The 12,948-nt window shown below is 56.4% G+C and carries 14 protein-coding genes; 9 read left to right on the top strand and 5 right to left on the bottom strand.

All coding sequences use genetic code 11. The annotated features are described in order from the left end of the window. Positions 1-108: 108 nt before the first annotated feature. Genes pspA through F3I47_RS00950 form a run of 6 tightly spaced genes read left to right on the top strand, consistent with a single transcriptional unit; the run spans position 109 to position 4,122 of the window. Positions 109-774 (top strand): phage shock protein PspA, encoded by a 666-nt coding sequence (pspA, locus tag F3I47_RS00925; RefSeq protein WP_150029537.1) that lies wholly within the window; start codon positions 109-111, stop codon positions 772-774. Positions 775-809: 35 nt separating this feature from the next. Further along, on the top strand, positions 810-1,037 hold the full coding sequence (gene pspB, locus F3I47_RS00930; protein WP_009090021.1) for an envelope stress response membrane protein PspB: 228 nt from the start codon (positions 810-812) through the stop codon (positions 1,035-1,037). Then, positions 1,034-1,384: an envelope stress response membrane protein PspC gene (gene pspC, locus F3I47_RS00935; RefSeq protein WP_009090023.1), complete on the top strand. Its 351-nt coding sequence runs from the start codon at positions 1,034-1,036 to the stop codon at positions 1,382-1,384. Before pspB ends, pspC begins: the two co-directional genes overlap by 4 nt. A 53-nt stretch (positions 1,385-1,437) precedes the next feature. Further along, positions 1,438-1,686: a phage shock protein PspD gene (gene pspD / locus F3I47_RS00940; protein ID WP_009090024.1), complete on the top strand. Its 249-nt coding sequence runs from the start codon at positions 1,438-1,440 to the stop codon at positions 1,684-1,686. Then, complete coding sequence (locus F3I47_RS00945; RefSeq protein ID WP_009090026.1) at positions 1,667-3,064, top strand: YcjX family protein; 1,398 nt, start codon at positions 1,667-1,669, stop codon at positions 3,062-3,064. The genes pspD and F3I47_RS00945 overlap by 20 nt, the downstream gene beginning before the upstream one ends. Continuing rightward, the gene (locus F3I47_RS00950) at positions 3,061-4,122 is read left to right on the top strand and encodes a YcjF family protein (RefSeq protein ID WP_150029538.1); all 1,062 of its coding nucleotides are present in this window, start codon (positions 3,061-3,063) and stop codon (positions 4,120-4,122) included. The genes F3I47_RS00945 and F3I47_RS00950 overlap by 4 nt, the downstream gene beginning before the upstream one ends. A 45-nt stretch (positions 4,123-4,167) precedes the next feature. Here the strand turns inward: F3I47_RS00950 and F3I47_RS00955 are convergent, their stop codons facing one another. Genes F3I47_RS00955 through F3I47_RS00965 form a run of 3 tightly spaced genes read right to left on the bottom strand, consistent with a single transcriptional unit; the run spans position 4,168 to position 6,942 of the window. After that, positions 4,168-5,586 carry a hypothetical protein gene (locus tag F3I47_RS00955; protein ID WP_150029539.1) on the bottom strand — a complete coding sequence of 473 codons (1,419 nt, stop codon included), beginning with the start codon at positions 5,584-5,586 and terminating at the stop codon, positions 4,168-4,170. Positions 5,587-5,635: 49 nt separating this feature from the next. Beyond that, entirely contained in the window at positions 5,636-6,586 is a 951-nt protein-coding gene (locus tag F3I47_RS00960) for a glycosyltransferase family 2 protein (protein WP_150029540.1), read from the bottom strand. Further along, positions 6,583-6,942, bottom strand: a complete 360-nt coding sequence (locus tag F3I47_RS00965; protein ID WP_150029541.1) for a GtrA family protein — start codon at positions 6,940-6,942, stop codon at positions 6,583-6,585. Before F3I47_RS00965 ends, F3I47_RS00960 begins: the two co-directional genes overlap by 4 nt. Positions 6,943-7,171: 229 nt before the next feature. Here F3I47_RS00965 and tyrR point away from each other — a divergent pair, with 229 nt between their 5' ends. Beyond that, complete coding sequence (gene tyrR, locus F3I47_RS00970) at positions 7,172-8,737, top strand: transcriptional regulator TyrR (RefSeq protein WP_058957869.1); 1,566 nt, start codon at positions 7,172-7,174, stop codon at positions 8,735-8,737. A gap of 50 nt (positions 8,738-8,787) precedes the next feature. Here tyrR and tpx read toward each other — a convergent pair whose 3' ends face one another. Next, a complete protein-coding gene (gene tpx, locus F3I47_RS00975) occupies positions 8,788-9,291 on the bottom strand; it encodes a thiol peroxidase (RefSeq protein ID WP_046101893.1) in 504 nt (167 codons plus the stop codon). A 146-nt stretch (positions 9,292-9,437) separates the two neighbouring features. On the opposite strand from tpx, the gene ycjG reads away from it, so the two are divergent. Further along, the gene (gene ycjG, locus F3I47_RS00980; RefSeq protein WP_009090037.1) at positions 9,438-10,421 is read left to right on the top strand and encodes an L-Ala-D/L-Glu epimerase; all 984 of its coding nucleotides are present in this window, start codon (positions 9,438-9,440) and stop codon (positions 10,419-10,421) included. On the opposite strand, the gene mpaA is transcribed toward ycjG, so the two are convergent. Beyond that, positions 10,396-11,103, bottom strand: a complete 708-nt coding sequence (gene mpaA, locus F3I47_RS00985) for a murein tripeptide amidase MpaA (RefSeq protein ID WP_058957867.1) — start codon at positions 11,101-11,103, stop codon at positions 10,396-10,398. The genes ycjG and mpaA overlap by 26 nt on opposite strands. Before the next feature lie 152 nt (positions 11,104-11,255). On the opposite strand from mpaA, the gene F3I47_RS00990 reads away from it, so the two are divergent. Then, positions 11,256-12,875: an ABC transporter substrate-binding protein gene (locus F3I47_RS00990; protein WP_150029542.1), complete on the top strand. Its 1,620-nt coding sequence runs from the start codon at positions 11,256-11,258 to the stop codon at positions 12,873-12,875. Positions 12,876-12,948: the final 73 nt, after the last annotated feature.

A 12,948-nucleotide genomic window follows, 5' to 3' on the forward strand; every position in this document is an offset into this window, starting at 1 on the left:
GTAAAATTTAAAATATGATTAAAATCAATTATATATAAAATTGGCACGCATCTTGTATTAATCAGGCAGGGCAACACTGTTTAAGACTTTTAAAAGAGGAACATCATTATGGGTATTTTTTCTCGTTTCGCCGACATCGTGAATGCCAACATCAATTCGCTGCTGGAGCGTGCGGAAGATCCACAGAAACTGGTGCGGCTGATGATTCAGGAAATGGAAGACACGTTAGTTGAAGTGCGTTCTACCTCTGCGCGGGCGCTGGCAGAGAAGAAACAGCTGTCCCGTCGCATTGAGCAGGTGGAGATTCAGCAGGCGGAGTGGCAGGAAAAAGCCGAGCTGGCGCTGCGCAAAGATAAAGACGACCTGGCCCGCGCTGCGCTGATTGAAAAACAGAAGCTGACCGACCTTATCGCCTCGCTGAAGCAGGAAGTCACTCATGTTGAAGAGACGCTGGAACGCATGAAGGGCGAAATTGGCGAGCTGGAGAAAAAGCTGAGCGAAACGCGCGCTCGTCAGCAGGCCTTAACGCTGCGTCATCAGGCGGCGTCGTCGTCACGTGATGTGCGTCGTCAGCTGGACAGCGGTAAAATCGATGAAGCGATGGCGCGTTTTGAATCCTTTGAACGCCGTATTGATCACATGGAAGCGGAAGCGGAAAGTCACGGCTTTGGTAAAACCAAAACCCTGGACCAGCAGTTTACCGATCTGAAAGCGGACGATGAGATCAGCCAGCAGCTTAACGCGCTGAAAGCCAAAATGAACCGCAGTGAGTAACCTTCGACGTTGCAAAAAGTGATTAAGGAGAGTCAATGAGCGCACTTTTTCTCGCCATACCGCTGACGATTTTCGTGCTGTTCGTGGCACCCATCTGGTTATGGCTGCATTACAGCAACAAACGCAACGGCGGTTCGGAACTGTCGCAAAGCGAACTTCAGCGCCTGCAGCGTGTGACCCAGGATGCGCAACGGATGCGCGAACGGATTGACGCGCTGGAAGCGATTCTGGACGCAGAGCATCCTAACTGGAGGCAGCCATGATGAAAGGCCGTAAGTTATGGCGTAAGCCAGACGAAGGAAAGCTGATGGGGGTCTGTGCAGGGCTGGCCGAGTATCTCGACATCCCGGTTCGCCTGCTGCGGATCATCGTGGTGTTATCCCTGTTCTTTGGTCTGTTTGTTTTTACGATTATCGCCTACTTTGTGCTGGGGTTTGTGCTGGATGAGAAGCCCGCCTCGGCCGCAGAAGGAGAACGCCCGCCCAGCGCCAGCGAACTGCTGGACCAGCTGGAAAGCGCACTGCAGCGTGATGAACGCAGCGTGCGCGATGTGGAACGCTACGTAACGTCTGAAACGTTCAGCGTACGCAGCCGCTTCCGCCAGATCTGAAACCGCCTGTACCGGGCCGTATCAGGCCCGTTCGTTCACGCAATGGAGGTGTTATGTCTTTTTCGCGATCCACAATGTTCCGTCACCGCGCGGCACCTGCATTGAAGTCGGCGGCCAGATTCATCATTATCAATGCTGTTACCTATGGTCCGGCCGGTGTGACGGGCTGGGCGGTGAAATCGGTAGCGCGACGCCCGTTACGTCTGCTGCTGGCCGTGGCGCTGGAGCCACTGCTGAAGCGGGTGATGAATCGGGTTGCGTCGCGCTTCATCAGGGAGAAAGATGAAAAGACTGCAAACTGAACTACTGGCGTTAATGAACCGCGGCGTCGATCGCCATCTTCGTCTGGCGGTCACCGGATTAAGCCGCAGCGGTAAAACCGCCTTTATCACTTCTCTGGTTAACCAGCTGTTAACCGTTCACAGCGGCGCTCGTTTGCCGCTGTTTTCCGTTGTGCGGGATGAGCGTCTGTTAGGTGTCAAGCGGGTGCCGCAGCGCGACATGGGCACCGCACGCTTTACCTACGACGAAGGGCTGGCACAGCTCTACGGCACGCCACCCGCCTGGCCTGTGCCCACCCGTGGCGTCAGCGAAATGCGTCTGGCGCTGCGTTACCGTCCCAGCGATTCCCTGCTGCGCCACCTGAAAGAGACCGCGACCCTCTATCTGGAAATAGTTGATTATCCTGGTGAGTGGCTGCTGGATCTGCCGATGCTGGCGCAGGACTACCTCGCCTGGTCCCGGCAGATGAACGGACTGTTGCAGGGCGACCGCGCGGAGTGGGCTGCGCCGTGGCGCGCCCTCTGCGAGAACCTGGACCCGCTGGCACCCGCCGATGAAACCCGGCTGGCAGAAATCGCCGCCGCCTGGACCGACTATCTGCACCGCTGTAAAGCCGAAGGCTTACACTTTATTCAGCCTGGCCGCTTTGTCCTGCCCGGTGATATGGCGGGCGCGCCTGCGCTGCAGTTCTTCCCCTGGCCGACCACCGATGAGGCCCGGCTGACGAAGCTGGCGCAGGCGGACAAGGGCAGTAACTTCGGCATGTTGCAGCAGCGGTTTAACTACTACTGTCAGCATGTCGTGAAAGGCTTTTATAAGAACCACTTTCTGCGTTTCGACCGCCAGATTGTTCTGGTTGACTGCCTGCAACCGCTGAACAGCGGGCCGCAGGCGTTTAACGACATGCGCCTGGCCCTGACGCAGCTGATGCAGAGTTTTCATTACGGCCAGCGCACGCTGTTTCGCCGGCTCTTCTCGCCAGTGATTGATAAATTGCTGTTTGCTGCCACCAAGGCCGATCACATCACCAGCGATCAGCATGGCAATATGGTTTCGCTGTTGCAGCAGCTGGTGCAGGATGCCTGGCAGAACGCGGCGTTTGAAGGGATCACGATGGAATGCATCGGACTGGCTTCAGTACAGGCGACGCAGAGCGGGCTGGTCGATCACCGTGGCGAAAAGATCCCGGCACTGCGCGGTAACCGGCTGGATAATGGCGAGCCGCTGACCGTCTATCCTGGCGACGTTCCGCCGCGTCTGCCCGGCAATGCCTTCTGGCAGCAGCAGGGTTTTCAGTTTGAACAATTCCGCCCGCAGCAGCTCGACGTCGATCGTCCGCTGCCTCATATCCGCATGGATGCCGCGCTGGAATTTTTGTTGGGAGATAAATTGCGATGAGTGATCCGCTGAAGCCGCGTATCGATTTTGCCCGTCCGCTGGAGGAGAGCCGCGCCACGCCACTGCGCCCGGCACACGCCTTTGATGCAGAGGCCGATGCCGCCTTTCTGGCAGTACAGGATGAAGATGTCGCCGTTGAAGATGAGGGCCCAGGCGAACGGGCAGTGGAGGCCGCGCTGAAACCGAAGCGCAGCCTGTGGCGTAAACTGGTGACTGCAGGCGCACTGCTGTTTGGCGTCAGCGTCATTGCCCAGGGCGTGCAGTGGACCCATGACGCCTGGCTGGCCCGCGACTGGTTCTCACTGGGCAGCGGTGTAGCTGGTGGCCTGATCGTCCTGGCGGGGGTGGGTGCCCTGACCACGGAGTGGCGTCGTCTCTATCAGCTGCGTCAGCGCGCTGAAGAGCGGGATGTCGGCCGTGAACTGCTGCACAGTCATGGCATCGGCAAAGGCCGGGCCTTCTGTGAAAAGCTGGCGCAGCAGGCGGAACTGGACCAGGCGCATCCGGCTTTGCAGCGCTGGCACGCGTCCCTGCATGAAACCCAAAACGACAGTGAGATTGTCCGTCTCTATGCGCAGCTGGTGCAGCCGGTGCTGGATCGCCAGGCGCGGCGTGAAATCAGTCGCCATGCAGCCGAGTCCACCCTGATGATTGCGGTCAGCCCGCTGGCGCTGGTTGATATGGCGTTTATCGCCTGGCGCAATCTGCGGCTGGTCAACCGCATCGCTGCCATCTACGGCATCGAACTGGGCTATTTCAGCCGTATCCGCCTGTTCCGTCTGGTGCTGCTTAACATGGCTTTTGCCGGGGCGTCAGAGCTGGTGCGGGAAGTGGGGATGGACTGGATGTCGCAGGATATCGCCGCCCGGCTCTCAACGCGTGCCGCGCAGGGCATTGGTGCCGGTTTACTGACCGCACGTCTGGGTGTAAAAGCGATGGAGCTTTGCCGTCCGCTGCCCTGGCTGGAGCAGGATAAGCCCCGGCTGGGCGATTTCCGGCGTGAGTTGCTGGGACAGATGAAAGAGGCGCTGCAGAAGGGCAACAACAAATCCTCCTGAAGCGCGTCTGCAAGCATGAAGGCGGCCAGGCCGCCTTCATGCCAATTACGGTGTCTGACGCAGAACCTGACGGGAATCGATAATCAGACAGTCACCCGGACAATGCCCTTCATCTGTGATAACCGGATTTTCGGGTAGGGTATAGGCCATGCCATTTTTCTCGCGGATAAAATGGGCCATCCCGGCAAAGGTCCATGACATGCTCAGGCCCAGTCCGCCAAAATCATCATATTTCCGCAGCGTAGCGACTTTCGGTAAATACTCCCCGGTCAGGCGATAGTAGAGCGCCCCGTTGAACGCTTTCGGCACCTGCTGCGTGATCGCCCGTTCGAGCAGGGCAAACTCCTTGCGGGCAGGTACGGAATAACCGTTGATAAGGTGACTGATGGACAGTGAGGCCGCCGCGATAACCAGCAGGGCATAGAATGTCTTTTTCCACTTCAGCTTTTTACTGAGTTCAAACAGGCCCAGAATAAAAGCGCTGGTAGTCATCAGCGCACCGGCAATAAGCGTCCGGTAGGCCGCCATGCTCTCACTGACAATCAGGTTAGGCAGAGCGGCGATAACCAGTAAGATAAACATCAGATAAAATTTGTCGTTACCGGCTGCCTTAATTTTCTTCAGCCCAAAACCGATAATGATCGACGAGATGATGACTGAAACCGTTTTTGCGCCGAGGTCAAAATTGCAGATCACGTTCTTAAGGTATTCCGTGAAAAACCAGCTGAGCTTAGCCGGGACGTTATAGCTGAAGGCGGAGCGCGGCAGCGTGTGGCCATAAAGCTGGACCGGGAGGACCTTTGATGCGAGCAGCGCCGCAAACATACCGGCACCCAGTACGATCAGAGAAATTGCAGCCCGCTTTCTGTCAATTTTTCGTGCTGAAAGGCAGAGATCCAAGGCGGCAAAAAAGGTAAAGCTCATTGCGGCTGGCTGATAGAGACAAAAGGCAACGGTCAGCAGGCACACCGCTGACACGCGGCCTGTCACGCCGGGTTTAGTCGAGAAGTGGTAGCTGGCACCTGCCAGTAAAATGGCCGCGATGTAAGGAAAGCAGGATGCCCAGGCAATATAAACCTGAAAGGAGGGAAGCAGGCAGAGTAATAACGCAAAGGTTATCCGCTGAGCCTGGTTTTCCATCAGCTGATATTTCTGGCAAAGGGTATAGAGATAATAGCCGGTAAAGATAAGCAGAATAATGGCGACACCGCGCAGGAGTGCCAGGCGTTCTATGCTCGCGACCAGGAATGAGGCGCTGTACTGAATAATGCCATAGACCGGTCTGCCCGACAGGGTGTCCCAGTTTAAAATACTGAGCCTGTCAAAATTGGCCCAGTAGAGATTGGTCCAGTCATCGGTATAGGCGTATTGGGTCAGCCAGGCGGGACTGTAGGCCACCAGAAAAACTAACGCAAAAAGTAAAAAAACCTGACGGCGGGTCAGGCCGTTATCGGTGGCGATCATCTGTCATCCTTTTAATCTGACCATTATCTCTGCCCGTTTACCGGACAATTTAATCGATGTTTTCGGGTGGGCTTGATTTATTTTCCACGGATTTTCGCAAAATATAGCGAGGCCGGTTTTTGGTTTCCATATAGATGCGGCCAATATATTCACCCAGTACACCAATGCCAATCAGCTGAACTCCGCCAAGAAACAGGACGGAAACCAGGATAGAGGGATAGCCAGGCACCGGATTACCGAACAGGAGTTTATCTGCAATCATCCAGAGCCCATAAAGAAAGGCCAATGAGGCAACCAGAAAACCCAGATAAGACCAGATACGTAGCGGTACGGTTGAGAAAGAGGTCAGTCCCTCCAGCGCCAGATTCCACAATTTCCAGCCTCCGAATTTACTGTGCCCCGCGACCCGCTCAGTCCGGACATATTCAACAATGTCAGTCTGTCCGCCGACCCAGCTCAGAATGCCTTTCATAAACAGATTTTTTTCGGGCAGCCGTTTAATGTTCTCAACCACTTCCCGCGACATCAGCCGGAAATCACCCACGTTCTCTTCAATCTGCGGATAGCTGATTTTGTTATGCAGCTTGTAAAACCAGCGGGCGGTTTTGCGCTTCAGATGACCATCAGCACTTCTGTCAATCCGTTTGGCTAAAACGATATCGGCACCCGCCTGCCATTTACGGACCATTTCGGGAATTATCGTAATAGGATCCTGTAAATCCACATCTATTGGAATTATGGCCTCGCCGGTTGCCGCTTCCAGTCCGGCAAACAGCGCCGGCTCTTTGCCAAAATTACGAATAAACGACAGGCTGCGCACCAGCGGATCGCGCTGGCTCAGTTGAGTAATCAGCGCACGCGTTGCGTCCGTGCTGCCATCATCGATAAAAACAATCTCAACCTGCCAGGCCGCAAGCGCCTCATCTTCTCTCACGGCCTGATAAAAATGGGGAATAGCCTCTTCTTCATTGAATACCGGTACCACCAAAGAGATGTTCATGACTCTCCTTTAAAGACGATAAAGCGGGAAAAAAGGAAGCCACACGCCAGACTCAGGGCGGATGAGGCGATCAGCGTTATCAGAGGGTAGAGGCCGAGCCGGTCAGCGAGATAACCCACGCTAAAGGCCATTGCCCCCATAAACAGGACGTAAAGAAGATAGCGCCAGGCTGTTGCCTGCTGATTAAAGGTCCAGCGTGCATTCACAAAGAAAGAGAAGGTGACGGCCAGACAAAACGCCAACAGATTAGCGGTTGACTGGAAAAGGCCCAGGCTAAGGCAGATAAAGAAGGTGGCCCAGTGAAGCAGGGTATTGATGACACCTACCGTCAGATATTTTGCGAAGAAAGTCAGCATTTTATAGTGGTTTTTATTCGGTTTTGAAAAATATACAGCAAGTCGGATGGGATAAAAACTCCGGCGCTGACAAATCCTGACACTCTGAGACAGAATCATGATCTCAGCGGCGCAGTACAAAACGCCATCATCCACACCAGAAGTGTCAACTTTTCCTGACAGAGTTCTTTCTGCCAGTGCGCGACTTAGCGTATCATTGCACCATCTGAACCTGATTAAGGCGAACGCAATGCGTCTGGAAGTGTTCTGTCAGGACCGTATCGGTCTGACGCGTGAACTGCTCGACCTGCTGGTGGCACGCAATATTGATTTACGCGGTATCGAAATTACGGCGATTGGGCGCATCTATCTCAACTTTGCTGCGCTGGAATTTGATGCCTTCAGCAATCTGATGGCTGAAATCCGGCGTACGCCCGGCGTGACAGATGTGCGCACTGTCACGTACATGCCTTCTGAGCGGGAACACCGTGCGCTGAGTGCGCTGCTGGTGGCGATGCCCGATCCCGTGTTCTCTGTCGATCTGAAAAGTAAGGTTGAGTTAGCTAATCCGGCGGCACAAAACCTCTTCAATCTCGATGAAGAGAAGATGCGCAATTTCAGCGCCGGTCATCTGATCACCGGCTTTAACTTTATGCGCTGGCTCGAGAGCGATCGGGTGGAAGCGCAGGCGCAGCATGTCGTTATTGAAGGCCGGGATTTTCTGATGGAAGCGCGTCCCATCTATCTGCCGGGTGAAGAGGGCCAGAGCGACCGGCCGGTCGGCGCGATGGTGATGTTGAAGTCGACCGCCCGCATGGGCCGTCAGCTGCAGAATCTGGTGGTCACCGACGATTCGGAGTTTGATCACATCATTGCCGTGACGCCGAAAATGCGGCAGGTGGTGGATCAGGCCCGCAAGCTGGCGATGCTGGATGCGCCGTTGCTGATTGTGGGCGACACCGGCACCGGGAAAGACATGCTCGCGCGCGCCTGCCATCTGCGCAGCGCCCGCGGCAAGAATCCTTTCCTGGCGCTGAACTGCGCCTCACTGCCTGACGACGTTGCGGAAAGCGAGCTGTTTGGACATGCTGCCGGCGCCTATCCTAATGCGCTTGAAGGCAAGAAGGGCTTTTTCGAACAGGCGAACGGCGGCTCGGTGCTGCTGGATGAAATCGGTGAGATGTCGCCGAGAATGCAGACCAAACTGTTGCGTTTTCTCAATGACGGCACCTTCCGCCGCGTCGGTGAAGAGCATGAAGTGCATGTGAATGTACGGGTGATCTGCGCCACGCAGAAGAACCTGATTGAGCTGGTACAGCGCGGAGAGTTCCGCGAAGATCTCTTCTACCGTCTCAACGTCCTGACGCTGCAGTTGCCGCCTCTGCGCGACCGTCCGCAGGATATTCTGCCGCTGACCGAGATGTTTGTTGCCCGCTTTGCGGATGAGCAGGGGATGGCGCGTCCACGCCTCTCTCCGCAGCTCAACGCGTTTCTGACCCGTTATGCCTGGCCGGGCAACGTGCGTCAGTTAAAGAATGCGCTTTACCGGGCGTTAACCCAGCTGGAGGGTTACGAACTGCGTCCTCAGGACATCGTACTGCCTGAGCAGGCGCTGGATGTGTCGCTGGGTGATGAGGCGCTGGAAGGAACGCTGGATCAAATCACCAGCCGTTTTGAGCGCTCAATCCTGACGCGGCTTTACCTCTCCTATCCCAGCACCCGAAAACTGGCAAAACGGCTTGGCGTGTCGCACACGGCGATTGCCAATAAGCTGCGGGAATATGGTCTGGGGCAGAAGCGCAGCGACAGCGAATAGGCTATGCGCGAAAGGGAAAAAGCGGATAACCCGGTTATCCGCTTTTTTTATTACTTCAGCGCGGCCAGCGCTGCGTCATAATCAGGTTCGTTGGTGATTTCATCCACCAGCTGGCTGTAAAGCACTTTATCATTCTCATCCAGCACCACCACCGCACGCGCGGTCAGACCTTCCAGCGCACCATCGGCAATTTCCACGCCATAATCATACTTAAACTCTGAGCCGCGCAGCGTCGACAGGGTCACCACGTTGCTCAGGTTCTCTGCGCCACAGAAGCGCGACTGGGCAAACGGCAGGTCAGCAGAGATACATAACACTACGGTGTTATTCAGTTCGCTGGCTGCCTGATTGAATTTACGAACTGATGACGCACACACGCCGGTATCCACACTCGGGAAAATGTTCAGAATTTTGCGTTTTCCTGCATACTCAGAGAGCGCAACGTTAACCAGGTTCTTCGCCACCAGGGTGAACGCTTTGGCTTTATCGCCCGCCTGAGGGAACTGACCTGCAACCGGGACGGCATTACCCTGAAAATGAACAGTCTGAGACATAGTGATTCCTTTTGATGATAAAAAAGCGCTGATACAAAAAGGCTAAACTTAGCCGTTGTTTATGACATAAATGTTAAGGGTTTACGAGTTCAATTGTCGAAATCTCTGTGGCGGTCTGCCACTGCGTCATTCATTCTGGAGTGGAAATGAGAACGGTAAAAAGTTATCCCGAAGCCTGGCCGTTGCATACCCCGTTTGTCATTGCCCGTGGAACCCGAACCGAAGTGAAGGTGGTGGTGGTTGAGATTGAAGAGGCGGGCGTCAAGGGGGTGGGTGAGGCGACGCCTTATGCCCGCTACGGCGAAACCGAGGCCTCTGTACTGGCGCAGATCGCCTCTCTGCTGCCCGCGCTGCAGCAGGGCATGACGCGCGAGGCACTGCAGCAGGCGCTGCCCGCCGGTGCTGCACGTAACGCTATCGACAGCGCGCTGTGGGATCTCGCCGTTCATCAGCAGAAAAGCAGCCTGTGGCAGCTGAATGGCGTCACGGCGCCCCCGGAGGTGGTGACCGCCCAGACGGTGAGCATCGACACACCGGCAGCGATGGCCAGCAGCGCGCTGGCGCTGTGGCAGCATGGTGCCACGCTACTGAAAATTAAGCTGGATGATAATTTCATTACCGAGCGGTTGATGGCGATCCGCGCAGCGGTGCCGGAAGCCACCCTGATTGTCGATGCGAACGAATCCTGGCATGCAGAGGGGCTGGCGGCGCGCTGCCAGCTGCTGGCCGATATCGACGTGGCGATGCTGGAGCAGCCACTGCCCGCCGGTGAAGATGCGGCGCTGGAAAACTTTATTCATCCCCTGCCGATCTGTGCCGATGAGAGTTGTCACACGCGTGACAGCCTGCCGGCGCTGCGCGGCCGTTATGAGATGGTCAATATCAAGCTGGATAAGGCTGGCGGGCTGACCGAAGCGCTGGCGCTGGCCGAAGCGGCGCAGCAGCAGGGCTTTGCGGTCATGCTTGGCTGCATGCTCTGCACCTCGCGGGCGATACGCGCCGCACTGCCGCTGGTGCCGCAGACCCGTTTTGCCGATCTTGATGGCCCGACCTGGCTGGCGGTGGATGCCGAACCACCGATTAACGTGCGGAACGGTCAGTTGCTCATTGCTGCCAGCGCAGCAGGTTAACCATCACCTCAAGGTAGACTTCCGTCGCTTCATCCACGGAGATTACCGGCAGTTCCGCGGTCACGCAGGGCAGGCTGAGATCTTTGCACCAGCTGCCGAAGGAGCCGGGAGTGTCATATCCGACGCTGGTGACGCGGGGGAGGCCGGTGTGGTCGGCCAGCCAGCCGCCTATTTCTGACTGATGCGGGTCATCAATGCACCCCAGCGGCTCATGCCAGGAGACGATCCAGCGTGGTTTGATCTGATGAATCAGGGCGCAGAGCGCCTGGGTTTCCGGTTCTGAGGCGGGATGATTGCCGGTTGAGAGCGCCACATCGCGCGCATCGGCGGCGCTGTTCCAGCGATAAACGGTATCGCCCGACTGCCAGTTTGCGGCCGGAAAGTTACGGTTGAGATCCACACCACTGGCATTCGCGCGCAACCCCAGCTGACAGCCGTCTGGATTAACCGCTAACACCACATGATGCCGCCGCATGCCATCGGGCAGCGTCCGCAATGCGGCGGAGAGCGTGGCGATAGCCGCATTCTCATCCCCATGGGTGCCTGCCAGGATCAGCCCGCTCTCCGAATCGCCCAGCGGAGCCGGAAACCAGAGCAGCGGCGCGCCCAGGAGTGAGCGACCATACTGCTGATACGGAACGTCCAGCTTGCCCCGCAGCGGGCGCGGATGAAGTGGCGACATAATGAATTCCTCGAAGGGTTTTATTAAAAGTAGCGGAAAAGCAGAAGGCGGAAAATAGTTATTTATCCATCAGCGATTTGCGTTAAAGTGCCCTGCACAAGCTGCATCGCGTTCGGCGTCGTGCAGCGCTTCTTTGAGGTAAAGGAGTGATTATGGTTAAAACCTTTCGCATGACGCTGGCCGCCATCAGTCTGAGCAGCCTCTTCACACCCGCCCTCGCGGCGAATCCACCCGCTGGCGCGCAGCTGGCTGAGCAGCAGCAGATCGTGCGTCATATCAAGGATGAACCCGCTTCGCTCGATCCACTTAAAGCGGTCGGCCTGCCAGAGATTCAGGTCATTCGCGATCTCTTTGAAGGCCTGACCAATCAGGATGCGCACGGCAAAATCGTACCGGGCGTGGCCCAGAGCTGGAGCAGCAGCGACAACAAAACCTGGATCTTTACGCTGCGCAACAACGCACGCTGGTCGAATGGCGAGCCGGTCACCGCGCAGGATTTTGTTTACAGCTGGCAGCGCCTTGTTGACCCTGAAAACAGTTCACCGTCGGCCTCGTTCGCCGCCTTAAGCGGTATTGAGAATGCGGCGGCGATCGCCAAAGGTCAGATGACACCGGATAAGCTGGGCGTGGTGGCGCAGGATAACAGCCGCCTGAAGGTCACGCTGGATCGTCCGGTGCCGTGGTTCCCGGCGCTGGTGGCTAATGTGGCGCTCTTTCCGGTGCCGCAGAAGACCCTGGCGCAGCAGGGCGACAGCTGGACCGCGCCCGGTAAACTGGTCGGCAACGGGGCCTATCAGCTCAGCGAGCGCGTGGTAAATGAGAAAATTGTCCTGACGCGCAATCCGCACTACTGGGATGATGCCCATTCGGTTTTGACCCGGGTGACGTTTGTTCCGATCAACGAAGAGTCGAGTGCCACCAAGCGTTATCGCGCCAACGACATCGATATCACCGAATCATTTCCTAAAGAGATGTATGGTCTGCTGAAGAAAAGTCTGCCGGGTGAGGTCTACACGCCTGACCAGCTGGGCACCTATTACTATGCGTTTAATACGCAGAAGGGGCCGACCGCTGATGCGCGGGTTCGCAAAGCGCTCTCCTGGTCTATTGATCGCCGGATTATTGCGGAAAAAGTGCTGGGAACCGGTGAAAAACCCGCATGGCACTTTACCCCGGATGTCACCGCTGGCTTCAGGCCGCTGCCTTCTTTCCTGCAGCAACATGACCAGAACAATCTCAACGCGCAGGCAAAAGCACTGCTCACCGCAGCGGGCTATGGGCCGGGTAAACCGCTCAGGCTTAAGCTGCTTTATAACACCTCGGAGAGCCATCAGAAGATTGCTATCGCGGTGGCGTCTATGTGGAAAAAGAACCTTGGCGTGGATGTCTCGCTGGAAAATCAGGAGTGGAAAACTTACATCGACAGCCGTAACAGCGGCAACTTCGATGTGATCCGGGCATCCTGGGTCGGCGATTACAATGAGCCATCCACTTTCCTGAATCTGCTGACCTCCGGCAACAGCAGCAACATTCCCCGCTTCAGCAACGCGGATTACGATGCCGTGCTGGCCAAAGCGAGTCGCGAGACCAGTGACGAGGCGCGCAACAGCGATTATAACCGCGCGGAACAGATTCTGGCGGATCAGGCACCCATCGCCCCGATCTATCAGTACACCAATGGCCGCCTGATTAAACCCTGGGTCAAAGGGTATCCCATCACTAACCCCGAAGATGTCGCCTACAGCCGCGAGCTCTGGATCGAGAAACATTAAGCCTCCGGTGGCTGTTCATCCGGCCACCGGCTGACATCTTTCTACACAGCCCGGAGATTGCAACTCATCGCCG

The sequence above is a fragment of the Pantoea sp. M_10 genome (assembly GCF_008631515.1).
GTDB lineage: Bacteria > Pseudomonadota > Gammaproteobacteria > Enterobacterales > Enterobacteriaceae > Pantoea > Pantoea anthophila.

Bases quoted from the DNA above. Each gene is read 5' to 3' on its own strand.
- pspA (WP_150029537.1), top strand. From the start codon at position 109: ATGGGTATTTTTTCTCGTTTCGCCGACATCGTGAATGCCAACATCAAT.
- pspB (WP_009090021.1), top strand. From the start codon at position 810: ATGAGCGCACTTTTTCTCGCCATACCGCTGACGATTTTCGTGCTGTTC.
- pspC (WP_009090023.1), top strand. From the start codon at position 1,034: ATGATGAAAGGCCGTAAGTTATGGCGTAAGCCAGACGAAGGAAAGCTG.
- pspD (WP_009090024.1), top strand. From the start codon at position 1,438: ATGTCTTTTTCGCGATCCACAATGTTCCGTCACCGCGCGGCACCTGCA.
- F3I47_RS00945 (WP_009090026.1), top strand. From the start codon at position 1,667: ATGAAAAGACTGCAAACTGAACTACTGGCGTTAATGAACCGCGGCGTC.
- F3I47_RS00950 (WP_150029538.1), top strand. From the start codon at position 3,061: ATGAGTGATCCGCTGAAGCCGCGTATCGATTTTGCCCGTCCGCTGGAG.
- F3I47_RS00955 (WP_150029539.1), bottom strand. From the start codon at position 5,586: ATGATCGCCACCGATAACGGCCTGACCCGCCGTCAGGTTTTTTTACTT.
- F3I47_RS00960 (WP_150029540.1), bottom strand. From the start codon at position 6,586: ATGAACATCTCTTTGGTGGTACCGGTATTCAATGAAGAAGAGGCTATT.
- F3I47_RS00965 (WP_150029541.1), bottom strand. From the start codon at position 6,942: ATGCTGACTTTCTTCGCAAAATATCTGACGGTAGGTGTCATCAATACC.
- tyrR (WP_058957869.1), top strand. From the start codon at position 7,172: ATGCGTCTGGAAGTGTTCTGTCAGGACCGTATCGGTCTGACGCGTGAA.
- tpx (WP_046101893.1), bottom strand. From the start codon at position 9,291: ATGTCTCAGACTGTTCATTTTCAGGGTAATGCCGTCCCGGTTGCAGGT.
- ycjG (WP_009090037.1), top strand. From the start codon at position 9,438: ATGAGAACGGTAAAAAGTTATCCCGAAGCCTGGCCGTTGCATACCCCG.
- mpaA (WP_058957867.1), bottom strand. From the start codon at position 11,103: ATGTCGCCACTTCATCCGCGCCCGCTGCGGGGCAAGCTGGACGTTCCG.
- F3I47_RS00990 (WP_150029542.1), top strand. From the start codon at position 11,256: ATGGTTAAAACCTTTCGCATGACGCTGGCCGCCATCAGTCTGAGCAGC.